Source organism: Flavobacterium ustbae (assembly GCF_003946915.1).
Classification (GTDB): Bacteria; Bacteroidota; Bacteroidia; order Flavobacteriales; family Flavobacteriaceae; genus Flavobacterium; species Flavobacterium ustbae.
This window is the reverse complement of record NZ_RPOC01000007.1, coordinates 43,108-68,406: the sequence shown is the minus strand read 5'-3', so window position 1 is coordinate 68,406 and position 25,299 is coordinate 43,108. Positions and strand designations below refer to the sequence as shown.

The window sequence follows — 25,299 nt, the reverse complement described above, 5'->3', positions numbered from 1 at the left end:
AATACACACAACTATGTTACAATTAAGAATGAGAAAAACAGCCATTATTTTTGTAATGGCTGTTGGCTTTTTTAACCAAAGCCATGCCCAGAAAAAGTATCCGTACCAGGATGCCAAACTGCCGGTAGAAGAGAGAGTGCAAGACTTGTTAAGCCGTATGACACTTGAAGAAAAAGTGCGTCAGATGGATATGTACAGAGGAGATTTTTTTAAAGAAAAAGAAGATTTTGCGAAAGGTAAATCGGCTGAGAAAATCGGAAAATTAGGTATTGGAGCGATTCATGACCTTTATCCGCGTTCAGCGAAAATGATTAACGATTTGCAGACCAATGTAATAAAAGGAAACCGTTGGGGAATTCCAGCGTTGATTATGTGTGAAATGCTTCACGGATATTTAGACGAAGGAAGTACAGCTTTCCCAATGAATATCGGACTTGGAGCAACTTGGGATGTTAACGTTTTAGATAAAGTGGGTAAAGTAATCGGTATGGAAGCACGTGCTCATGGCGTTCATTTTGGTTTTGGCCCAAATTTAGATTTAGGACGCGAGCCAAGATGGGGGCGTGTTGCGGAAACTTTTGGTGAAGATGCTTTCTTGAACAGCGAAATTGGTTTGGCTTTTATTAAAGGTTTGCAAGGAGACGATTTAAAATCGGATCGTTCGATTATTGCGGAGCCTAAACACTTTGCAGTTCACGGTATTCCACAAGCGGGAGGAAATTCTTCTCCAATTTTAGTAGGAGAACGTTCAGCTCGTGAAGATCATTTACCTTCTTTTAGAAAAGCGTTTACAAAAGGCGGTGCATTGGGAACAATGTGTGCGTATTCTGAGTTAGACGGAATTCCATGTGCGGCAAATCATTGGTTATTGACTGATGTTTTAAGAAAAGAATGGGGTTTTAAAGGAATTGTAGTTTCAGATTTAGGAGCTATTAAATACATCCAAACGACTCACAAAGTGGCAGATTCTCCAAAAGATGCTATTAGAGAAGCGGTTTCTTCTGGTGTTGATATGCAGTTTTACGATTTTTCAAACGAATTCTGGCAAAACACGATTATTGAATTGGTTAATGAGAAAAAATTAACGGAAGAAAACATCAATCGTGCTGCGGGTGGCGTTTTACGTTTGAAATTCTTATTAGGATTATTTGAAAATCCGTTTACAGATAAAAATCTGATTAAAGAACGTTTTCATACCAAAGAAAATCAAGCAGTTGCTTTAGAAGCTGCTCAAAAATCGATGATTTTATTGAAGAATGAAAACAACCTTCTTCCATTAAAAAAAGACCTTAAAAATATTGCGGTTATCGGACCAAATGCAAATGCTTCAAGATTGGGAGGTTATTCTCCTAAAAATAGTGTTGGAACAACCGTTTTCGAAGGTATTCAGCAAATCGTTGGAAAAACAGCAAATGTAGTTTACGAAGAAGGCGTACCGCTGATTGTAAAAGGTCAGGCTATTCCATCAAAATATTTATTTCTTGCAGATGGGTCTCAAAACGGATTAAAAGGAGAATATTTCAATAACAGAAATCTTGAAGGAACTCCAGCTTTAACGCGTATTGACAGCCAATTAGAGTTTGACTGGCCTTGGGCGCCTGGTGATGGTGTTAATGTAGATGATTTCTCTATTCGTTGGACAGGTTATATTCAATCAGATAAATCATTTGATGGTTGGTTAGGTTTAAGTTCTGATGACGGAATAAGAATGTGGGTTGACGATGTATTGGTTGTTGACAACTGGACAAAAGGAGCAACAAGCATTGTTACAACTCCAAAAAATATTGAAGCAGGAAAGAAATACAAAGTCCGCATCGAGATGTGGGAAGGAGGCTGGGGAGCCAGAGCGCACTTGCGTTGGAACTTAGAAAAAGTAAACATGCAGCCAGCGATTGAAGCCGCTAAAAAAGCTGATGTTGCGATTGTAGTTTTAGGAGAATCAAACGAATTAGTAGAAGAAAACCGAGATGTTGCCGACTTGAATTTACACGGAATACAGCAGGAATTGATTGAAGCGATTCAGAAAACAGGAACTCCGGTAGTTTGTGTGCTATTAAACGGTCGTCCGTTGTCTACCAACTGGATTGCAGATAATATTCCAGCAATTATTGAAGGATGGTTCCCTGGAGAATTTGGAGGAAGAGCTGTTGCCGATGTTTTGTTCGGAGATTACAATCCAGCGGGAAGATTGCCAATTACGGTTCCGAAATCGGTTGGGCAGTTACCTATATATTATAACCAAAAACCTTCTGCAATTCACAGATACGTTGCAGAGAGCGAAAATCCGTTATTCAATTTCGGTTTCGGATTAAGCTATACGAAGTTTGAATATTCGAATATGGCTATCAGCTCGACTGAAATTAAAAAAGACGGCGAATTGAAAGTTAGCGTTGATGTGAAAAACGTTGGAAATTTTGATGGAGACGAAGTTGTTCAGCTTTATGTAAATGATGTTTACAGCACGGTTACAACTCCAGAAAAAACATTAAAAGGTTTCAAAAGGGTATTCATTAAAAAAGGAGAAACCAAACGTGTCGATTTTACACTTACAAAGGATGAGCTATCTCTCTGGAACAGAGAAATGAAGGAAGTTGTAGAGCCTGGAGATTTCGAAGTTATGGTCGGCGGAAATTCGGTCGATTTGTTAAAATTAAAATTCAAGGTTTTGAACTAAAAACCCGAAAACGCCGAAGATATTTCGGCGTTTTTGCTTTAAAAAAATGAATACAATCATAAAAGGCTTAAATCTCTAAATTATTTGGGGTTTAGGTCTTGTAAATAAACAAGACTAGGATTACAAATGAAAACGTTTTCTTTCATTTTTGGACTAAAGATTCACCAACACCTTTTCAAAATTGTCATTTGTCGAAATTATGATTCGTTAACAAAATGTATTCTTAAGTTTAACATGTTATTAACTCTAAAAAAACAACTAATATGATTAAAAGCGTACTAAAATTACTGTTGGTCATATGCCTTTTTGGTTTTCAAAACCTAGAAGCGCAAACCACAGTAAAAGGAACGATAACAGATGCTCAAAGCGGAATTCCAATTCCTGGAGCAAATATTATTGTTAAAGGAACTAAAACAAGTGCTTCAACCGATTTTGACGGTAAGTATGCGATTGTGGTTCCAAATCAATCAGCAGTTTTAGTTTTTACTTATGTAGGATCTGCTACAAAAGAAGTAGCTGTTGGATCTCAAACTACAATTAACGTAGCTTTAGGTGCAGACACACAGCAGTTAGGAGAAGTAGTTGTTACTGCTCTTGGTATTAAGAGAGAGAAAAAAGCAATTACGTATTCTGCACAAAACGTTTCTGTAGACGAACTTTCGGAAGCAAGATCATTAAACGTTGCTAACTCACTTTCTGGTAAAGTTGCAGGTCTTAATTTCTCTACGACTTCAAATGGTGTTGGTTCTTCTTCTAGAATTACTTTAAGAGGTAACAGATCTCTTAACGGAAACAACCAGCCTCTTTATGTAGTAGATGGTGTGCCAATTAGTAATGGTACAACAACAACTAATCCTGATATTGATACAGGAGGAACTACACAACCTGATGGTATCTCAAACATTAATCCAGAAGATATTGCTTCGATGACAGTTCTTAAAGGACCATCTGCTGCAGCTCTTTACGGTTCTAGAGCATCAAACGGTGTAATTGTAATTACAACAAAATCTGGAAAATCTGGAAAAACTACTGTTTCGTTATCATCTAACTTTATGGCGTCTTCTGCTTATAATTTGATGAACTTACAAAACGAGTACGGTCAAGGTACAAGCGGAAATTATATTTCTAATTCAAGTTCAAGTTGGGGAGCACCTTTAGACGGACGTCAGGTTTCTGCTTGGCAGTTGGTTCGTAACCCAAATTATACTGGACCAGCAACACAAAGCTATGCTCCACAGCCAAACAACGTTATTGATTTCTATAAAACGGGCTATAACTTAGCTAATACTTTGACAGTTACTGCTGGTAACGAAAAAGCTCAGGGTTATTTCTCTTATACTAACACACGTGCTGAAGGTATTGTTGGTGGAAACCAAATGGATAGACATAATATGAACTTAAGATTAACGAGCAAAATCACTGATAAATTATCATTAGATGTAAAAACAAACTACATCGTTCAAGATATCGATAACTTATTAAGAACAGGTGAAGAATCTATCGGAACATCTGCTTACTTATTGCCTCGTAGTATTGCTTACAATGATTACAAAGATTTCGAATATTTTGATGCAGCTGGTCAAAGACAAGTAAACTATTTCCTTGACGAAACTGGAGCTCCTGGAGGAAACCCATTCTGGTCTGCTTTAAGAGATGATGCTCGTACAGACAAAAGAAACAGATTTATTGGTTTAGCGTCTCTTAAATATCAGATGACTAGTACATTAAGTTTACAAGGTAGAGCTGGTTTAGACCAAATGACAAACAAAAATGTAAGAAATAGATACGCTACAAATGCATTCAACAGTAATATGGGTTCATATAGCGAATCTTATGAAACAGTTAGCGAATTAAACGTTGATGCTTTGCTTTCTTACAATGAAAAATTTGGAGATTTTGCTGTTGGACTTAATGCTGGTGCAAATGCTTTACAACAAAACAGTTCAGGATTAGGTTCTGGTGGTGTATTAAGTAAGAGAAACTACTTTGCATTATCTAATGTTCAGACAATTCAATCTACTTCTACAGCTTCAGAAAAAAGAATCAACTCTGTTTACGCATTTGGTCAATTAGGTTTCAGAAACTATTTATTCTTAGATGTAACAGCTAGAAATGACTGGTCTTCTACTTTGCCAACAGATTATTTCTACCCATCTTTCGGACTTTCTGCGGTTCTTTCAGATATGTTTACATTACCTGAAGTAATCAGTTTTGCGAAAATTAGAGGTTCATATGCTGAAGTTGGTAACGATACAGATCCTTATCAGACACAACAGAGATTCTCTTACATTGGAGGAAATGGTGGTATGTTGTACGGCCAAAGTACAAAAGCAAATCCAAACTTAAAGCCTGAGATTTCTTCTTCAACAGAATTTGGTGCAGATGTTAGATTTTTCAACAACCGTTTAGGTTTAGATTTTACTTATTTCAATACATTAACAAATAACCAAATTTTCTACATCAATACACCTGAACCATCTGGATATTCTAGAGCAATCGTTAACGGTGGAGATATTGAAAATAAAGGTATCGAGCTTACGCTGACAGCAACTCCAATTCAAACAGAAAACTTTACTTGGGATATTACAGCAAACTACGCATCTTATAAGTCTAAAGTAAAATCTATTTATGATGGAAGAGATGAATTAGTTCTTGGTGAAGGACGTTTGGTAAGAAGTAAAGTTGTTGTGGGTGGTGAATACGGAGATTTATATATTAAAGGTTTCCAAAGAGATCCTTCAGGAAACATCATCGTAAATAACGCTGGTATTCCATTGGCAACAAATGGTTTTGATGTTCGTGCAGGTAACTTTAACCCTGATTGGACAGGTGGTTTCAAAAACAATTTCAAATACAAAGATTTTTCTTTAAGTTTCTTAGTTGATTTCCGAATTGGTGGTGAAGTTATTTCATACACTCAGGCTAGACAAGCTGGTCTTGGGGTAAGCGATATTACACTTGCAGGAAGAAATGGTGGAATCATTGTTGATGGTGTTGTTGCTAACGGAAACGGTACGTATTCTCCAAATACAACAAGCATCAATGCAGAGCAATATTGGACTGCTATTGGACAAAGAACTCCTATTGCTGAGCCATTTATTTATGATGCAACAAACATTAGATTAAGAGAGCTTGTTTTTGGTTATTCATTGCCAAAACGTATATTAGGTGATTCAGGATTTTCAAGCATTGACTTTTCTTTAGTGGGTAGAAACTTATTCTTCTTCTTAAACAAAGCAGAACACTTTGATCCAGAAGCAGGTGCGGGTACAGGTAACCTACAAGGGATAGAATCTTTCAACATTCCTTCTACAAGAGATTATGGAGTAAATGTGAAATTTGGATTTTAATTAAAAAAAAGACAACATGAAATATAGTTTTAAAATAAAAACATTAGGAGTTGCATTAATGGCAGTTTCTGTTTTATCAAGCTGCACAGGCGACTTTGATGAAATAAACAAAGATCCGAATTCATTGACTGAAGATCAGTTAGATGCTACTTTAGCGGGGCCTGCATTTGCATCTGCATTGTATGCAGGTATTCATAATGGATCTTACTCATCACCAGGTGTAGATGATCAAGGTACTTGGGGTATCGCAACGGGTATTTTATCTTCAACTTTTATTCACTACCTAAACTGCGGATACGGAACAGAAAGAAATGCTTTCGTTAACGGATACGAAGGTAGAGGATGGACAAGATTTTACACAGTTGCAGCTCCAGCTTTAACAAATGCTTTCAAAGCATCTGAAGGAAACGCAGAAGCTACTGCAATCTTAAAAATCTGGAAAGTTTTTATGTACAACCAAATGGTTGATGCTTACGGGCCAATTCCGTACACAGAAGCAGGTAACGGAAAAGAATCTGTTGCTTATGATAGTGTAGAATTTATTTACGAAGATTTCTTTAAATTGTTAGATGAGGCAAACGCTACGTTATCTTCTTCTTCAGTAACTTCAGTTGCATCACTTGCTCCAAACGATAGAGTTTACGCAGGAAGTGTTGACAGATGGAGAGTTTTTGGAAACAGTATGAGATTACGTTTGGCTTTGAGAATTTCTGACAAGGAACCTGCAAAAGCAAAAACTCAAGCAGAAGCGGCAGTTGCTGCAGGAGTTATGCAGACAAACGATCAAAATGCATTCTTTAAAGCAAGTAATATTACTCCGAACAACTTAAACATGATTGTAAATAGCTGGGGTTATGTAATGACTTCTTCTATGGAAAGTATTTTAGTAGGATACCAAGATCCACGTTTATCAAAATGGTTTGCCCCAATCACTACAGGAGTTTATAGAGGAAATCCAGTTGGAGGTTTAGAAGATCAATTTGGTGCTACTGAATTCTCTAAATTTAATAATGATGAATTAGGTAACGGTTCTGCTAATACACGTAGTGAAACTAAAAACATCGAAATCTTTATGGCTTCTGAAAATTACTTAAGTAGAGCAGAAGGAGCTTTAAACGGATGGAATATGGGCGGAGATGCTAAAACATTATACGAAACAGGAATTAGATTATCTCTTGCACAATGGGGATTCACTGAACCTGCTGTGGTTAATGCTTACATCAACGGAACAAGTTTACCTACGTTGCCAAACATTTTAACATTATATCCAACTTTAGATTTACAAGATATTCCAGTTAAATTGCCAGTGGCTTGGTCTGCATCTACTGCTGATCAAAGAACTCAAATTGCGGTTCAAAAGTACTTAGCAATTTTCCCAGAATCTTGGGAGGCTTGGGCAGATTTACGTAGAAGCGATGCTAAAGTAATCTATCCAATATTGAATACTGATAATCCAGATGCTGGTGTTGGTAAATCTTTAATGAAAAGAATTATCTATACTACAAATGAATACTCATCAAACAAAGCTGCTGTTGATGGCGGAGTTGCCAAATTAGGCGGTCCTGATACAGGGGGAACTAAACTTTGGTGGGACGTAAAATAATTAATTTGGTAAAGTAAAAAATCAAAAGATTTGTTACTTGAGCAGAAGGAGAGGTAACTCTCCTTTTGCTTTTTTCAAAAGTTTTAGTTTAATGTATGTTAAGTTAGGAGTTAAGGGTTAAGGGTTAAGGGTTAAGGGTTAGGAGTTAAGGGTTAGGAGTTAAGGGTTAGGAGTTAAGGGTTAGGAGTTAAGGGTTAGAAGTTAAGGGTTAATGGTTAGGAGGTAGAAGATAAAATTTAAGCGTTAAAACTATCTCGTAGAGATACAATATCGGTAGGTTTAAAATTATAAACGCAATTATTTGTCCCGTAGGGACTAAACATCTCGTTATTTTTTATTATCTTATTTTATCATTTTGCATTTCCCATTTAACAAATAACATTTCACAGATAACATTTCACAAATAACATTTAGAATAAAAATTCACATCAATAAAAATGAATTTCAAATTAAAAAATTATATAACCGCCTTTGCTGCGATTATTTTATGCAATACTATAAGCGCACAAAAAGCAGTTAATATAGAAAGCAGTTATATTGCAGATCCGCCTGCAACGCCAGCAAGTCACGCATCGACTTTAGTAGAATACAAACCAAACGAAATTTTAGCAGCTTGGTTTGGCGGAAAATATGAAGGTGCAAAAGATGTCGGAATTTATATTTCGGCTTATCAAGACAAAAAGTGGTCGGCACCTAAAATGCTCATTCAGCCGTTGATTAAGAACGGAGACACACTTCCTTGCTGGAATCCGGTTTTGTTTAAAAGTAAAAGCCAGAATTTGTATTTGTTTTATAAAATTGGAAAAAATCCGAGAGAATGGTTTGGCGCTATGATTGTTTCGAAAGATAACGGAACAACCTGGGGAGAACCGAAATATCTTCCAGACGGAATTTTAGGTCCAATTCGAAACAAACCAATCGAAACTACACCTGGCGTAATTTTATGCGGAAGCAGCACAGAAAGCGTTAACACAGATGAATGGCGTGTACATGTTGAAGAATATACTGAGGCAACAGATTCTTGGAAAAAAATCGCAGTTGAAAATGAGAAAAATTTCGATATTATTCAGTCAACATTTTTAATTCATAGTGCTACCGATATTCAGATGTTATCTCGAAGCAAACACAACAAAATAGTTTCTAGTTGGTCGGGTGACAATGGCAAAAGCTGGATTCGTACAAATACCATCAATGTCATCAATTCGAATTCGGGTATTGATGCTTTGACTGTTAATAGAAGCACATTTCTACTAGTAAATAATCCTTTGCCAATGGGTAAAGACTGGTTTAACGGACGAAATGTTTTAGATGTTGAATATTCTCGAGACGGTTTAAGATGGAGCAGACTATTCGATCTTGAAAAACAAGAAAAAGGAGAGTTCAGTTATCCGGCCATAATCCAAACCGAAGACAAAAGAATACATGTTTTATATACTTACGATCGAAAATATATTAAACATACCGTTTTTGAGCTTAGTTTATAACAATTTGCAAATGGGACGCTGATGACGCAGATTCGCTTTCGCGAAGACGCTGATGAAAACGGATTTTTTTTATTTTTTGTTTCACGCAGATTAAAAAAAGATTTTAGCAGAAAGCGCAGATTCTTTTTAAAATTAAATAAAAAAGAATTTATTAAATCTGCGTGAAACAAAAAAATCCGTTTTCATCAGCGTCTTTACGAAGTAAATCCGTTTTATCCACGTCCTAAATTTTTAGATTACGAAATATGAAAGTTTTAAAAAACATCATTATTCTGGTAAGTTTCTTTTTTTTGAGCACAACTTCAAATGCTCAAAATATGGCTCAGACATTTTATAAACACGACAAGCATTTATCGTCTGATAAAATGGAAGGGCGTTTTCCAGGTACAAAACAGAATAATAAAGCAGCAGCTTATATTCAGAAGCACTTCAAAAAATATGGTCTGAAAGAATTAGGAAGTTCCTATTATCAGCCTTTTAAAGTTTTTATAAAAGAAGGAATCAACAAAATGAAATCGGATAGCGTGTCGACACAAAATGTTGTGGGTTATGTTGAAGGCTCAGATCCGAAATTAAAAAACGAATACATCGTAATCGGTGCGCACTACGATCACTGGGGTTGGGGCGGACCAGGTTCTGGAAGTAAAAAGAAAGAAGCTTTTGCTATTCATAACGGAGCAGATGATAACGCTTCTGGAGTTTCGGCTTTACTGTGCATTTTAGAAGAAGTTTCTAAGATGAAAGTAAAACCAAAACGAAGCATCATTTTTATTTCGTTCAGCGGAGAAGAAGAAGGATTAGTAGGTTCAAAATATTTTGTGAATCATCTTCCAGTTGCCAAAGAAGCCGTAAAAGTAATGCTCAATATGGATATGGTCGGAAGATTAAATGATAAAAAAGAGCTTTATATGGGCGGTGCAGGAACTTTTCCTAACGGAGTAGAGTTAATGAAAAAACTCCAAGAAAACAGCGGATTAAACCCTGTTATACATGCAGGAGACGTTGGCGGTTCCGATCATGTTTCTTTTTACAAAGAATCGATTTCAGCAGTTGGTTTTCATACAGGCGGACATCCGCAATACCATACACCCGAAGACGATTTCGATTTAATCAATTTTGAAGGCGGTGCATTAGTCTCAAAATATATTTTTAATGCATTAACAGCAATCGCAAATTACGATCAGGATTTGGTTTTTATTAAGCAAAACTAAACAAAGCATTATAAATTAAGGTAACTAGTGAAATTCAAGCTTGTTCAATTTTACATAAAAAGTTAAGTTAATTAGTTTTTGTTGTTAGAAAAGACGGTGTCTATTTAATGTTATAGACACCGTTTCTCATTTTAAAAGTAGCTGTATTAGCTTTATGGCACCTTAAAATGGAAAAATTGTCTGTAAAAAAAAATCTAAAGATGATTAATAATGATCATTTTTTTTGAAGTTTAGGTTGAAATTAGAAAAAAATCTGACTTTACGGATTCCCGTATAGAAATAATATTTCATTAAACTATATTCGTAACATATTTATAATGACTCTAATGATATTATAAAAAAGCTTATGCAGAAACTTTACTTATTTCTTTTTTGTTATTTCACATCTCAATCCCGAAATATTATATGGGATAAATCCTAAAGTGAATGCACCTTAATAACCTGTCAAATCTTTAAATAATATACTGTTAATGAAATTGCAACAAGTTGATTTATAAAGCATGAATTGTTTATCTAATTAACTAAATCGCAGAATTAATAGTTTAAATTTTGGTCGGAAAAACCGAAACAGCGACCCTAAACTGACTGAAGGTAGGTATGTAAAAATAAATTATTATGAAAAATTTTACTTTTTTAATTGTTTTTTTATTTCTGTCAACATTTAAAGGAAATAGTCAAGCTACATCAAGTGGCTCAACATTGACTGTTAGTAATGTGGCAGGTACTGTTATTTATTATGAACATAACATAAATTTGTCAGGAGGATTTATAAGTAGTTCTGGAGCTGGAGCACCATTAAATACTCCAATTAAAATTAAAATTTCGTCAGCAGGAACGAGTGTTAGTCCGCGTTTTGTTACTGGAGAATTAAATGGAGAATGTGATACTTATTCAGTAGGAAGTATGAATTCTACAAATACCGAATTTGTGACTACTTTAAATAACTGTTGCAATTCTGTGGCCGAAGGATTCGCGAACGGAATGCGTTTCGAAATTCCTATAAAATGTACTACTCCTTCTGGCGGCAGCGGTTGTATAACATATAATTTTTCTACTAATTGCGATCTATATTGTGCTACATTTTATTTGTCTTCAAATAATGCTATTTGTAGAGCAAAAAATTATACTGCACAAATAGGATTTACAGATGGTACATCAACTTCAATTATTGTCAATTTCGCATCAAACAATACTGTTTTTTGTTTTGTGAAACCGATTAGCGGTATTTTATCGTCTACTTTTAATGGCTGTACAACATGTTATACAGGTCCAAGTCCTGAAAGAACAGCTAGTGCTATTGAAGAAACTGAATCTAATAGCACGTTTGCGATTATTGTTTCTCCTAATCCGACAACATCAGTGTTAAACTTTACAGGTGAAAACTTAGAAAAATATAATATTTCCTTGTTTGATTCAAAAGGCAAAAAAATGATTAAAGATGCTAAAATAACTTCTCAAATTAATGTTGAGAATTTTACTAAAGGGATATATGTGTATGTTATTACAGACGCAAATGGTTTTAAGCAGGAAGGGAAAATTATTAAAGATTAATTTTTTGAATGTTTAATCGATTTATAATAATAAGCGCAGAAAAACAGCCTTAAGGCTGTTTTTTGTTTTTGATTTAAATTCATTAAGAGATTAGTTTTTTTGTTGAAGGCGGTGTCTATCAAATAGTATAGACGCCGTCTTTGACTTTAAAAGCCCATGCTGCCATTGCATCAATAACGGGCAATAAACCAGTTCCTGCATTGCTTAATTTGTACGTTACAAATGGCGGTACGACAGGTTTTGCTTCGCGAATAACCAATCCGTCTGCTTCTAATTGTTTTAAATGCTGAATAAGCATTTTTTCTGTAACAGCAGGAATAGCTCTTTTCAATTCGCTGTAGCGTTTATCTCCAGTCGATAAATGATATAAAATGATAGGTTTCCAGTAGCCTCCAATTTTCTCCATAACAAAAGTTACAGGACATTTTTCCAACGCATACTGCTTGTTTTCCTGAATTGTAGACGATTCTTTAATTGCGGTCATAATACATACTTTAGGGTAAGTACTTGTATAAAAGTAAGTACAAATATACCTTTGTCTTGTTAAATAAAAAAACATTTTAAGATGAAAATTATAATTTCAGGTTCATTAGGAAACATAGGAAAGCCATTAACGGCACAATTAGTACAGTCAGGACACGACGTAACAGTTATCAGCAGTAATGCAGATCGAAAAGAGGCAATTGAAAATTTGGGAGCAAAAGCAGCAGTCGGATCAGTTAGCGATGCCGATTTTCTTTCTCAAACTTTTGCTGGTGCAGACGCTCTTTTTGCGATGACTCCTCCTAATATGGGTGGTGTCAATATTATTCAAAATACTACAGATGCTGGTGCCGCTTTCGCGAAAGCAATCCAAAACGCCAACATTAAGAGAGTAGTAATGCTAAGCAGTATTGGAGCCGATTTGCCAGCAGGAAACGGGCCAATTGCAGGTTTGTATAATATTGAGAAGATTTACGAGAAATTAGATAATTCTATTACGTTTTTAAGAGCGGGATATTTCTATTTCAATTTCTTTAATGATATCCCGATGATAAAAGGAGCGGGGATCATGGGAGCCAATTTTCCGGCTTCAAACCGCATTCCATTAGTGCATCCAGAAGATATTGCTACAGCTGCCGCAGAAGAATTACAAAAGACTCAAGAAGGGCAAAATATTCGCTATATTATTAGTGATGTAAAAACACCTTCAGAAATTGTAAAAGCGTTTGGATCTGCCATTGGCAAACCAGAACTTCCGTGGGTTGAATTTACAGACGAACAATATTTTGGCGGAATGACGCAAGCTGGTGTTGCAGAAGAAATGGCAGGTCTATATACCGAAATGGGAACGGGTTTAAGAAACGAAACCATAGCTGCAGATTTCTTAAACAATGATGGAAAGGCAAATGGTAAAATCAAATTGGAAGATTTTGCAAAAGAATTTGCTTCAAAATTTTAGTGCTTTAAATATTTTAAACACATAGAAACATTCCCGATAGCTATCGGGATTTAAAAGAAAAAAAGGCGTTTCACTTGTTTAAATGCACATAGCAGACACGTGAAATTATTTATTTCTTCTTATGCTTTCACATAAAAAAATCTATGTTTGTAGACTAAACTCACTTAATAAAAAAAAACATTCCGCTTACTATAAATAGAAGCGGAATGTTCAATTAAAAAAAAAATCAATGAATGAAATTTAGAGATTGTTCTTCACAATCTTATTTTTTTAGAATACCCCAATGTAATGGTTTCCTGGTTTGTTTAGCAATTTAGCACCTTTAGTAACTTTTCCAGAAGGAATATCAATTACATAAATGTTACCATCTTTTCCAACTGGTGTTACTGCAATGTAGAAATTGTTTCCATCAACAACAAAACCTTGGTATTGTCCGAAATCTAAATCGGCATCGTAATCAATTCCTTCCACTTTTGTAGCTGTTCTTGTATTCAAATCCAATCTAGCCAAATAACCTTGATCAGTTCCTTCAAAAGTATATACAGCATAAGCAATTCCATTTCCAGCATATCTCCAAGCATCGATGTAGCTTCCTTTTACTCCCAATGCAGTATCTAAACTAAATACATAATTGTCATCGTATTGATTATTTTGACCAATTCTTAAAATATAAGAACCTTTTTGAGCATCTCTTTGAGTAGCTTGGTAGATATTACCATCTGTAGCTACAAAACTGTTAAAACTTCTATATCCGCTTGTATCACCAAAACCAACTTTTGAAGTAATAACTACAGGATTTTCTAACGAAGGATAATCAACAATAACAGATTTTGAACCTAAACGTGTGAAAGATGATGCATTTTGTCCTGTTGTAGGATCTGTTTTACGCATCCAAGTTCCAATGATTAATTTGTTTCCTGCTTTGTTAAGTGTTGGAGCATCTAGACGGAAAATATGGTGTCCTTGAGCTTCTTCTTCAGTGCTTAACGGAATTTCATATTGTTTGAATGCAGAAATTAGAGTTTGCTTCATGTCTAAAGACAATACAGTTGCAGTTCCTCTGGTGTATTTGTATGTTTTGTCTTCGTTTGTATTTACAATTGGAGAAGAAACGTTTACAGCAACTCCTGTTTTATCTCCGTCGAAAAGTTTTACCCATCTTGGTGAAGTTCCTGCGTATTGAGAAATATTAACTTTTGCTGCAGATTCTACAAATTTATTTGCACCCGTTACCTGATACGTCATAAATTCTCCCCCGTTTGCACCCGTATACGTAATATTAAAAAGTGTATTTCCGTCTACAGAAGATTGCAAACGAGCCGTTCTGTTTGACTGAACAGCCATTCCCTGATCATAAACATTTACAGAAAAATTTGGATCAATTGCATTTTCTTTACTAATAGCAAAAACTCTAGTTCCACCGTTTCCGTCACCAGGTTCAGTCTGCATTAAAGCCCCCGCAACAGTAATCCATCTTCCGTCTGTTACTGGGTTTACAGGTTCTGTATTTTCATTTTTGTTATCATCGCTGCTACACGATGTCAATGCCAACGAACTTAGAGCCAAGCTGAAAGCAAATAGTTTAAAAGTGTTTTTCATTGTATCTGATTTAAAAAATTAGTTATTTATTGAATTGATTAAAATTTATTAAGTGTATAGTTTAATTTTAAATAAAAAGCTCTTCCGGGTTTTTGAGCGGCAAAATTGTCGTAAACCTCCTCGTCGAGAATATTTCGGGCATCAAAACTGACAATGAATTTTTTGTCCGGAAAAACATAACTCAGTCCCAAATCCTGCGGAAATTGCGCTGTTGTTCTGTCAATTTCTAGCCACGAAGTATAAAATGGCGTTACATAATTGCAGTTGTAATACAAATTAAGTTCTGACTTATTTTGAATTACATTCTTTAAATTATACTGCATATTTCCATTAATGGTGAAATAGGGCTCGTTTGGCAATTGCTGATTGAAATACGGAAGCGTGTTTCCGTTTTTATCGTATTGATCTTTAAAAAGCGTATTAAACTTTGAAATATTCATTCCTGCAAAAAATCTTTCGTTATATGAATATTGAAAAGAAGCTTCAAAACCAACAGATTGTGCACTTCCTAAATTGATAAATGGCGAAGACTGAACAGCTTCATTTATACGATCACTAATCTGACGAACAATTTTATCTTTAGTATTTCTCCAAAAACCATTTCCGGAAATAGTCAATTTATGCTTTTGCATAATGTAAGGTCCAAATCTAAATCCTGCATTTATATTGTTGCTATATTCAGGTTTTAAGCTGCTGTTCCCGATTATATTTTCCCCGGGAAAACCGAAGATTTCATTCTCAGACGGAAGCCTGATTGCTTTTTCTGCCGAAACCATTAACATTGCTTTTGGCACAACAAAGTACGAAGTTGCAAATCCGTAGCCGTTATCGTTTGTAGTTACCGAACTTAAAACTTCTTTAATAGTAGCCTGACCGCCAACGTTTTCAATCAAAGGTTCACGCTGATTGGTTTTTAAAGAATAATTTTTGAAGAAAATATTAGCATGCAAACGAGATTCAAAAGCTTTCATTTCATAAGCCAGAGAAGAAACTACTTTATTTAAATTACGTCTTACATCAAAATTTCTTTCCAGTTCAGATTTCATTTCATCTCTTTCATTTCGGATAATGGCATACGTCATACTATTCACCATAATTTTATGATTATCAGAAAGCGAATAACTTAATCCTGCTCTAGTATTAAAAATATTAGAAGTTAAATGATTCACCGTTGGCGCACCTTGCTGAGCGCCACCAATAGTCTTAACAGGATCTCCGTATAATCCTAAAGCTTTTTCGCCATTCCAGTTGTAGTTCCATTTTACGGTATCATTGATTACGTCATTTCTATGACTGTATGTTGCAATTACAGAAAGATCCAATTTCTTAATCAGGAAATCTTTCTTGTTGTAGTTCAGACTGTAAACATTAGCTGCGGCTTCACTAAAACGTCCTTTATACGGTTTGGTCATATACTGTCCATGCTGAATCTGACTATAATCCTGCGAACCATTATAACTGATTAAAAAAGTATCTGCCCAGTCCACATTGGTGTAACCTGCTTCAAATCTTCCTCCGATAGAGCGATACATGCTCTCGAATCTTTTGGCACGAATGTATTCGTAGCGTCCGTTTGGTGCAATGTTATAAACCCATCGTCCCCAAACTTCATAATCATTATCCGAATAATTCTGAAAAGCGTTTGCCTTTACTGTAAAGCCTTTTTCATTTCTGTAAGAAGTACTGATATTTGACTGAATGGTATTAAAAGAACCATAAGAAACAGAAGCATTCAAAGTATTTCTGGCTCCTTTTTTCAGTACCACGTTAATAGCACCTCCAAGTGAATCATCTGACAAATAAGCAGGAACGACACCTTTAAAAACCTCGATTCGCTCAATTAAAGCAGGTGGGATACTATTTAAACTAAAAGAACTACCATAAGTTTGAATAGGAACACCATCTATAAAAATTTTAATCGCAGCTCCAGACATTCCGTTAATATTATAAACAACACTAGATCCCAATCCTCCATTTTGTCTTACACGAACACCGCCGGAGCGATCCAGTAAATCATTAGTTTGAAGATTTCTCTTTGCAGCTTCCTCTGTTTCAATAACGTTCACGGCAAATCCCTGCTCAATAATTTCTTTTTTAAATGTCTTTTTCTGCACCAAAACCTCATTTAATGATTTGGCATCGTTTCGTTGAAGTAAAATAGAAATCTCTAAGTTTGCTTTGTTAAGAGTAACTTTAGTCGTTTTCTTTTGCGCTTCCATAGAAGACGTTTCCAAAATGTATTCTCCGTATTTAACGCCTTTTATTTCAAAACGCCCACTGTCGTCAACAATCGCGTATTTTTGAGTTCCTCTGATGGAAACTGTTGATCCATAAGCCAATTCGTTTTGGCTGTAAGAAACTTTTCCCGAAATAGTTCCGGTTTGTGACCAGCTTGTAATCGTAATAAAAAATAGAAGTAGAATTAATCTCATTATAGTCTGCGAATAAAAGTGCTGCAAACTTATGTGATAATTTAAATTTAATCTAAATAAACATATTAGAAGATTATTAGAATTGTGTTGTTGATTCTAATGTTGTTTTAATGTTAATTTTTTGAAACTATCTAAGTCATATAAGATAACTTATAGTTTTAACAGCAAAGAGCTAAGTCGGATACTCGCAAAGCAAATATTTTAATCTCGCAAAGTCGCGGAGGCGCAAATTTTATAATGAGTTGCCTCAAGCTTTAGCTGGACGTTATCTTAAGGAAAAATGAAAAAGGCTTTAGCCAAACTAGGCAAAAAATCATTGCCAATTACGATGCATGTAACATAGCCCAAGGTTTCAACCTTGGGTACCCAACGAATTAACGTACGCATTATAATAAAATTCCTCAAAGTTTCAACGTTGAGATAAATATGATAATATATTCGTTATTTATTGTGTACACAAGGTTGAAACCTTGGGCTATATTTGAAAATCTAATGTGGATTTTTTTGTAAAGTTGTAAATCTATTAAAATTTAAAAAACTTAGCGTCTTAGCGACTTTGCGAGATTATTTCTTTTCAATTGGATAGAAAATTCTTTCTGTGCTTTGCGGTTAAATCATTACAATTTATAAGCAAAATTCTTAGATTTAATAACTTTCCCTTTATTGGTAATCATTACACAGCTATAATCGGGAAATTTTTGAAGTAAAAGCAATCCTTCTTTTTGGCCTAAAACCATCATAGAAGTGCTTAATCCGTTTGCGGTTTCGGCATTTGGGCCAAAAACAGTAACACTGCACAAACCAGTTGCAGGATAACCAGTTGCAGGATTTATAATATGCGAATAACGTTTTCCGTTAAAAACCACAAACTTTTCATAATTGCCAGAAGTTGTAACAGCTCCTTCTTTCAACGGAACCGCAGCTAAAATTTTTTCCGGTTTAAACGGATTCGTAATTCCAATTTTCCAATCTTTTCCGTTGGGCTGTTTTCCCCACGTGCTCATGTCACCAGAACCGTTTATAATTCCCGCTTGAACACCTTTTGCAATCATCATGGCTCGACATTTATCGGTTGCATAACCTTCGCCTAAAGCGCCAAAACCAATTTTCATTCCTTTTAATTTCAAGAAAATGGTCGATTGAATGCTGTCTAAAATGATGTTTTTATACCCCACTTTTTCTACCGATTTTTTTATGGCTTCCGCCGAAGGCATTTCGGTCATTGAACCGTCAAATTTCCAAATGCGATCTAAGGCAGCAAAACTAATATCAAACCCACCATTTGTTATTTCAGAAAATTTGATAGCTCTTTGCGTCAATTCAAAAACTTCACGATCTACTTTTATCGGTTTAATTCCCGCATTCTGATTGACTTCAGAAACTTGAGAATCGGTTTTCCAATCGGAGATTAAGTTTTCAATTCGGGTAATTTCACCAATTACAATATCGATATTCTGCTCAGCCGAAAGAGAGTCTTTGTCAACAATGCTAATATCAAAACGTCCGCCCATAAGAAGCGTTGTTCTTTTTCGTAATACTTGTGAATGTGCTGAAAAGCAACAAATAATTGTATATAGAAGCAAGAATTTATGTGATATTTTATGCATAGAAAATTGATAGGAAATACATATGTATCGGGTTTACTTCGTAAAGATACGGATTGAGTAGATTTTTTGTTTCACTCAGATTTTTAATGATTTAAGCAGATTTAATAGATTTTTTTATTTAATTAAAATGATTTAAAAGAATAAATCTGCGCTTTCTGCTAAAATCTTTTTAAATCTGCGTGAAACAAAAAAATCCGTTTTATCTGTGTCTTCGCGATAGCGAATCGGTGTCATCCGCGTATAATTTATTACAATCAGCTTAATAGCAATCTGTCAAAAACTGCTTATTAGCTTTATATTCTTCGAGTGTTTTTAATCCTTTTGTTTCGCACAATTCGCTTAAAATAGCTTCAACATCTTTCTGCATGGCAAGCGAACCGCAGATCATAATGACGCCGTCTTTTTTCAATAAAGTCACAAAAAAAGAAGCATCTCTTTTAATTAAATCCATCACATAAATATGCTCCGCTTCACGCGATAAGGCAACATGAAAATTGTCCAAATGTTCCTTCTGAATCATGATTCCAGCGAACTTTTTATAAGCCATTAAAGTTGGCGTTTCCATTCTAAAACCGCTGTACAAGTGAAGCTCTTGTTTCGTTTTATTCTGTTCAATCATTCCTAAGAAAGGCGCAATACCCGTTCCGTTTGAAATGAAAGCCACTCTAGGAGCTTTCTTTGGAAGATGAAAAGCAGTATTTTTAACAATTTGTGCTTTTATCACATTTCCAGGTTCCAAAGCATTCAAGAAACCAGAACCCAATCCGTTTGGATGCAGTTTTACAACTAATTGGATATTTCCAGAATGATTTCCGATCGAGTAGAGGCGTTCTCTAGAATCGTTGGCAGGATAGATGGCTAATAGATCGCCAGAACTAAATTTAGCTCTCGCATTAGCTCTCAAAGTCAGAATAAAAGTATGTTCGGTTTCAGAAATTGGTGTTTTGTCTAAAACCATTAATTTTTGCAATCCTTTCGGAACATGATTGTATAAAGAAGGAGTTGTTGCTAGCGGAATTCCCGTTTTTTCGCTCCATAATTTTACCCATTCTACAAATTCCACCGCCGATTTATCATTTACAGTCTGTAATTTCAAATAACGTTCTGCCCATTTTTGTTTTCCTAAAAGCTGATCAATTTCAATAGCAAATTGGCAAAAATCAGGATATGATTTAGAACCAAAACCTACAACAGAAAAATTAATATTTTGCTCTTGATTCTGTTTTTCTAAAAGAGTTTTGAATTGCCTTCCGTTAGAAGGAGCATCTCCCAAGCCATGAGTTGATGTAAAAACAATAATATGCTCGGCTTTCGGATAAACAGAAAACTTATTCAATTCGCTGACAAAAACTTTTTGTCCGTGATTAATTAATTGTTTCTGAATGGAATTTGCAAATCGGAATGTGCTTCCGTTTTCTGAACCGACCAAAAGGATAAATGTACTTTCGCTTGCTTTAAATTTATTCTTAATTCGGCTTGATCTTCTTTTCAGCGTAATCGCAAAACCAGAATAAATAAAGAATAAAATATTAAGGCAGGCAATAGCTAAAATTACCGCCCAGATTCTGTTGATTCTTCCTGTATGAAGATCTAGACTTAATGCTGCAAATTGTGCCGTCATTGGAGAAAGCTTTTCAGAAATTACAGTTCCTGTGACCTGATTTACTTCAACTTCTCGGTCTTTCAATTCAATAATATAATATTCTTCTGGATCATCCGTAAAAGGGAATTCGATCTTTTTTACATTAGATAATAAAGTGGTATTGAATATTGAAGTTGTTTTGACTTTGTCTGAAAGCTCTGTTTTTACAGGTTTTACTTTTTCTTTGCCCATAAAAAAGTTAAATCTTTCTAGCGATAAATAAGTCCCCGTAAGGGCAATAATTAATATAGGAATTAAAGCCAATCTTCCTAAAAGCACATGATAATATTGTGCAAAATATTCTTTGATTATTTTAGAAAAGAAATTTCGGATGCCGCGCTGTCTTTTTAAAACCAGAACGAAACCCGAAATTGCTATTAATAATAAGCAAAAAGAAATTACACCTACAAAAAAACGTCCTGCTTCATGAAGAAACAGCGAACGGTGTAGACTCGTAATCCAATTTATGAATTCGCTTTTCTTTGCAGGAGTTCCTAGTGCCTTTCCAGTTTTTGGATCAATGTAGGCGCTAACGTCATTTCCGTCTGCATCAATGGCTTGAAGCGTTACAAACTGATTGTAATCTACACTTAATTCTGTAATTTCTGAATATTCTTTCTTTAAAACGGGTAGCGTTTCGCCCAAAGTTATTTTATTAAAATTTTCAGCTTTATACGGAAGCGTTTTTTCCTGAACCGCATCGACGGCCAGAATGATTCCAGTTACCGAAGCCAAAAGCAAAAAAATAGAAGAAAATAAGGCCAAAGCCAAGTGTGCGTAACGCCAAAAAGAAAGAGTCATTGAGTGTATTCTAGAAATGTAATCGTATTATATTTTGCTTAATCTTACGTATTTGATGTAGCCTTTGCCATCTGTTTTATCAGCAAGACCGTCAGTTGAAAGCGGAATTTCAAGATCGCTGACATAGTATTTCTGATCTTCAACAGCAGTTTCAAAACGTAATTTGTATCCTTTATTAATTTTAGAATTTTCGATTTCGATGGTAGTCACGCTACGGTCACCGCCCGTTACAGAAGCACCAGTTTTAGCACTGATGTCATCATTTTTTAGCGTGTGAAATTTATTCCATTCTTTCAATGATTTGTACCATTTTTTGTCATCGCCCATTACATAAAGCGTTTTTTCGTATTCACCGCTTGCATTAATCAGAGAAACAACGATATAAGCACCTTCTCCCATATAATTATTCATCTGCAGCATAATCTTGTATTTGCTTGATTGTGCCTGAGATTGAAAAGATGCTAAAAAAATAAAAGCGCCCGCAAGAGCCATTTTTAATATTGATTTCATAAAAATTGTATGTATTGATTGGTAATTTAAATTCTAAAATTCAAATTCCAAATCCCAAAAATAGAGTTTGGAATTTGGAATTTCAAATATTGATTATTATCTAATTGTTTTATTTTAAAAATTCAACAGAAACGTTGTTTTTAGTGAGTAAGTCATTTTCTTTAGCTAAAGCGTAAGCCGTTTCGTCAAATTCTGTGCTGATGTCTTTTTTCGCCCCAGCAGAAACTAGATATTTTAAAATAGCATCATCTTTAGAAGTCATTGCCGCTCTGTGCAAAGCGGTTAAGCCATCTTTATTTTTAGCATTAATGTCAACTTTTAAATCAGTGATTTTTTTAAGAAGATCGACATCATTTTTCGTAATCGCTACATGATACAAAGTATTTCCGTCTTTTTGAGGAGCAGCTAGGTTTAATCCTTTGTCTTGAAGCAGTTTTGCCTTTACATCAAAAGGATCTGTAGCTGTTTTTTCTTTTCCAGCAGGACGATAAGATTGTACTAAATAAACACCCAAATTATTTCCGTCTTTATCTTTAACATTAACATCGGCACCTTTAGCCAAAAGTAAATTTACCGCTTCTGGAGTTCCATATTGTACTGCTTTTGTTAAAGCCGATTCTCCTTTTACATTCTGTGCATTTACGTTTTTTGCTTTCGGAAGAAAAAGCTCTAATACAGCAATTTCTCTTGCCGAAGCTGCAGCCATAACAGGCGTATTTCCTTCTTTATCAGCTTTGTTTACATCAACACCTTTGTCTAAAAAATATTTAATAATATCGGTCTGATTGGGTTTTCCAGCCAAAATGTGCAATACATTTTGTCCTGCTTTGTTTTGAGCTGTTGCTTTAATTTTTACTTCTTCAACCAAGTATTTATACGTTTCAAGCGTATTGGTTTCTCTTCGGCTTCCTTGTGCTGCAACCAAAAGTGCATTATCCGTTGGTTTAATTCCTTTTTCTAAAAGTTTCTTCAATAGCGCAATATTTCCAGATCTTGCGGCATACGTAAAAGCAGTATTTCCATCATTATCAACATCTCTAATAGACATTCCTTTAGTAGAAAAATAGTCGGCAGCTTTTAAATCTTTATCTGACGGAATAGCCAAGAGCAAAAGATTAGCACCGTTTGCATATTTTTTGGTCGGATTAATTCCTGCCTTAAAAAATGCCTCATACATTTCTGGATTAGATTGTCCGTTTGAAGCGGCAAAATCTGCTGGAGCAGTTCCGTGGCTATCTTCAAAATTTACGTCAGAACCTTTAGCAATTAAATATTGCACTAGTGCTGTATTGCCTTTGTAAGCCGCCCAGTGCAGGTAAATACGGTTATCGTGCGTTAATTTTGTAATTGAATTTCCAGGCTGATCGATTAAAAATTTGATTGTTTCTACTGGAGCATCATTGTTGATTGCTAAAGTTGTAACATCAAAAGCATTTACATTGGCTTCTGCTGGATTGTTTCCTTTTGCGATTTCAGCTTTCACATTTTCTGTACTTGGAGAAGTTTTCCAGTAAGCAGCATCTAAAAGCGTATTTTTTTGCTGCGCGCTCACAAATAATGTTGTTGCGAATGCAAAAGAAACAAGTAGATTCTTTTTCATATCGAAATGTAATTTATAGTTGTTAGAATAATATGTTTTTGGAATTTCTTTATCTATTTAGAATAAATAAAAATAAAGCAAATGTAAAGATTAATATTTTTAAACCAACAACAATTTGAAGTAAAAAGCCTTTTTTGATTGATATTTACTAATTTTTAAGAATCAGCTAAGTTCATTTTAATCTTTCTGTAATGTTGTCTAAAATATTTTTAAATCCTGTTTGTTCGATAATATAGATATTGAATTAAAGTGGCACTAAAAAAATAACTTTTGAGAGGTTTCTAGATAAAAAATTACCTTCGTCGAATTTTAACTGTTAAAGTTGATTTAAATCATTAGTTTATTAAAATCAATTATTTTGAGTTTTATTCGATTTACTGTAATTGGTTGTAATAAAATGTGTTATAAAGGATTTTAAAAAGGGATTAAAATTCTATTTAGAATCGTTATTAATAATTCGACGTTTTTTTTCTCTCGAAAATTCGACTTTAAAAAATGGGTTGTTGATAACTTACTTTCGAATCTGTTCTAAAATCAATGCTTTTTTGATGTTGATAACTTCACAAGGATTATATAGAAAATGCTAGTTCATTGCGAATTACAAAATGCTCGCGAGCTGTTGATAAAAATTCTTTCAGTGCTCTTTTTTGAAGTTTTAAAACTGTTGATAATTGGGCTGATTTTTAACACCAAAAACTAGACAAGAGAATATATGCGACTTAAATTTGTATAAATAGAAAAACACGCTGCCACTTCCCCAAATACAGTATTCCGTTTTTCTATCTTAAAAAAGTCACTTAAAACTCTATATATATGTCAATTTTTGATAAAAGAATCAATTATAAACCTTTTGAATATCCTGAGGTTCTGCAATTTACCGAAGCAATTAATAAAGCTTACTGGGTACACACTGAAGTAGATTTTACTGCCGATACGCAAGACTTTCATGCGCATTTAAACTTGGCAGAAAAAACAGCAATCAAAAATAGCTTATTGGCAATTGCACAGATTGAGGTAGCTGTAAAAAGTTTTTGGGGTAATATATATGAGCATTTTCCAAAACCAGAATTCAACGGATTGGGAACTACTTTTGCAGAATGTGAATTTAGACATTCTGAAGCTTATTCTCGTTTGCTAGAAGTTTTAGGTTATAATGACGAATTCGAAAGACTATTGGACGTTCCCGTTATTCGCAGACGTGTAGATTATCTTTCTAATGTATTAAAAGATACCAAATCTCAGGATAATAGAAAATATATGGTTTCGTTGATTTTGTTCAGTATTTTGATTGAGAACGTGTCTTTATTCAGTCAGTTTGCCATTTTGTTGTCATTCACAAGATTCAAAGGATATATGAAGAATGTGAGCAATATTATCGCTTGGACTTCAATTGATGAACAGATTCATGCTAATGGTGGAATTTACATCATTAATAAAATCCGTGAAGAGTTTCCAGAATATTTTGATGCGCCAACTTTAGAATTAATTAGAGAAACGGTAAAAGAATCAATTACTGTTGAAGCGGATATCTTGGATTGGATTTTTGAAAATGGAGCAGTTGAAACCATAAATAAAGAAGATTTGGTAAACTTTATGAAATTTAGAATTGATGAAAGTTTGAAACAAATCAACATCGAAACTATTTTTAATGTTTCTCCAGATGAATATTCAAAAATGACTTGGTTTGAAGAAGAGGTTTTTGCCAACAGTCTAGACGATTTCTTTGCAAAACGTCCTGTAGAATATACAAAACACGATAAGAGCATCACAGCAAACGACCTTTTCTAATACAAG

General features: G+C 34.6%; 15 protein-coding genes. 8 read left to right on the top strand and 7 right to left on the bottom strand.

The window, feature by feature from the left end; translation table 11 throughout:
* Positions 1 to 13: 13 nt before the first annotated feature.
* From EG814_RS11100 to EG814_RS11075, 6 genes are all read left to right on the top strand, one after another.
* Positions 14 to 2,674 carry a glycoside hydrolase family 3 N-terminal domain-containing protein gene (locus tag EG814_RS11100; protein WP_125721865.1) on the top strand — a complete coding sequence of 887 codons (2,661 nt, stop codon included), beginning with the start codon at positions 14 to 16 and terminating at the stop codon, positions 2,672 to 2,674.
* A gap of 263 nt (positions 2,675 to 2,937) precedes the next feature.
* On the top strand, positions 2,938 to 6,024 hold the full coding sequence (locus tag EG814_RS11095; RefSeq protein WP_125721863.1) for a SusC/RagA family TonB-linked outer membrane protein: 3,087 nt from the start codon (positions 2,938 to 2,940) through the stop codon (positions 6,022 to 6,024).
* A gap of 16 nt (positions 6,025 to 6,040) precedes the next feature.
* A complete protein-coding gene (locus EG814_RS11090; RefSeq protein WP_125721861.1) occupies positions 6,041 to 7,627 on the top strand; it encodes a SusD/RagB family nutrient-binding outer membrane lipoprotein in 1,587 nt (528 codons plus the stop codon).
* Between the two features lie 437 nt (positions 7,628 to 8,064).
* A complete protein-coding gene (locus tag EG814_RS11085) occupies positions 8,065 to 9,111 on the top strand; it encodes a sialidase family protein (RefSeq protein ID WP_125721859.1) in 1,047 nt (348 codons plus the stop codon).
* A 245-nt stretch (positions 9,112 to 9,356) separates the two neighbouring features.
* A complete protein-coding gene (locus tag EG814_RS11080) occupies positions 9,357 to 10,322 on the top strand; it encodes a M20/M25/M40 family metallo-hydrolase (protein WP_235830958.1) in 966 nt (321 codons plus the stop codon).
* A 615-nt stretch (positions 10,323 to 10,937) separates the two neighbouring features.
* Positions 10,938 to 11,873 (top strand): T9SS type A sorting domain-containing protein, encoded by a 936-nt coding sequence (locus EG814_RS11075; protein ID WP_125721857.1) that lies wholly within the window; start codon positions 10,938 to 10,940, stop codon positions 11,871 to 11,873.
* A gap of 118 nt (positions 11,874 to 11,991) precedes the next feature.
* On the opposite strand, the gene EG814_RS11070 is transcribed toward EG814_RS11075, so the two are convergent.
* Positions 11,992 to 12,357, bottom strand: coding sequence for a winged helix-turn-helix transcriptional regulator (locus EG814_RS11070; protein ID WP_125721855.1), 366 nt, complete (start codon positions 12,355 to 12,357; stop codon positions 11,992 to 11,994).
* Between the two features lie 81 nt (positions 12,358 to 12,438).
* On the opposite strand from EG814_RS11070, the gene EG814_RS11065 reads away from it, so the two are divergent.
* On the top strand, positions 12,439 to 13,314 hold the full coding sequence (locus tag EG814_RS11065) for an NmrA family NAD(P)-binding protein (protein WP_125721853.1): 876 nt from the start codon (positions 12,439 to 12,441) through the stop codon (positions 13,312 to 13,314).
* A 270-nt stretch (positions 13,315 to 13,584) separates the two neighbouring features.
* Here the strand turns inward: EG814_RS11065 and EG814_RS11060 are convergent, their stop codons facing one another.
* The 6 genes from EG814_RS11060 to EG814_RS11035 all read right to left on the bottom strand — a co-directional run bounded on the left by EG814_RS11060 (position 13,585) and on the right by EG814_RS11035 (position 23,505).
* Positions 13,585 to 14,913 carry a hypothetical protein gene (locus EG814_RS11060; protein ID WP_125721851.1) on the bottom strand — a complete coding sequence of 443 codons (1,329 nt, stop codon included), beginning with the start codon at positions 14,911 to 14,913 and terminating at the stop codon, positions 13,585 to 13,587.
* Positions 14,914 to 14,951: 38 nt separating this feature from the next.
* Positions 14,952 to 17,345, bottom strand: coding sequence for a TonB-dependent receptor (locus EG814_RS11055; protein WP_125721849.1), 2,394 nt, complete (start codon positions 17,343 to 17,345; stop codon positions 14,952 to 14,954).
* A 617-nt stretch (positions 17,346 to 17,962) separates the two neighbouring features.
* On the bottom strand, positions 17,963 to 18,952 hold the full coding sequence (locus tag EG814_RS11050) for an FAD:protein FMN transferase (protein ID WP_125721847.1): 990 nt from the start codon (positions 18,950 to 18,952) through the stop codon (positions 17,963 to 17,965).
* A gap of 259 nt (positions 18,953 to 19,211) precedes the next feature.
* Positions 19,212 to 21,395 carry a PepSY domain-containing protein gene (locus EG814_RS11045; protein WP_125721845.1) on the bottom strand — a complete coding sequence of 728 codons (2,184 nt, stop codon included), beginning with the start codon at positions 21,393 to 21,395 and terminating at the stop codon, positions 19,212 to 19,214.
* Between the two features lie 27 nt (positions 21,396 to 21,422).
* Positions 21,423 to 21,905 carry a DUF2271 domain-containing protein gene (locus EG814_RS11040; protein WP_125721843.1) on the bottom strand — a complete coding sequence of 161 codons (483 nt, stop codon included), beginning with the start codon at positions 21,903 to 21,905 and terminating at the stop codon, positions 21,423 to 21,425.
* A gap of 109 nt (positions 21,906 to 22,014) precedes the next feature.
* Positions 22,015 to 23,505, bottom strand: a complete 1,491-nt coding sequence (locus tag EG814_RS11035; RefSeq protein ID WP_125721841.1) for an ankyrin repeat domain-containing protein — start codon at positions 23,503 to 23,505, stop codon at positions 22,015 to 22,017.
* A gap of 813 nt (positions 23,506 to 24,318) precedes the next feature.
* Here EG814_RS11035 and EG814_RS11030 point away from each other — a divergent pair.
* On the top strand, positions 24,319 to 25,293 hold the full coding sequence (locus EG814_RS11030; protein WP_125721839.1) for a ribonucleotide-diphosphate reductase subunit beta: 975 nt from the start codon (positions 24,319 to 24,321) through the stop codon (positions 25,291 to 25,293).
* Positions 25,294 to 25,299 lie beyond the last annotated feature (6 nt).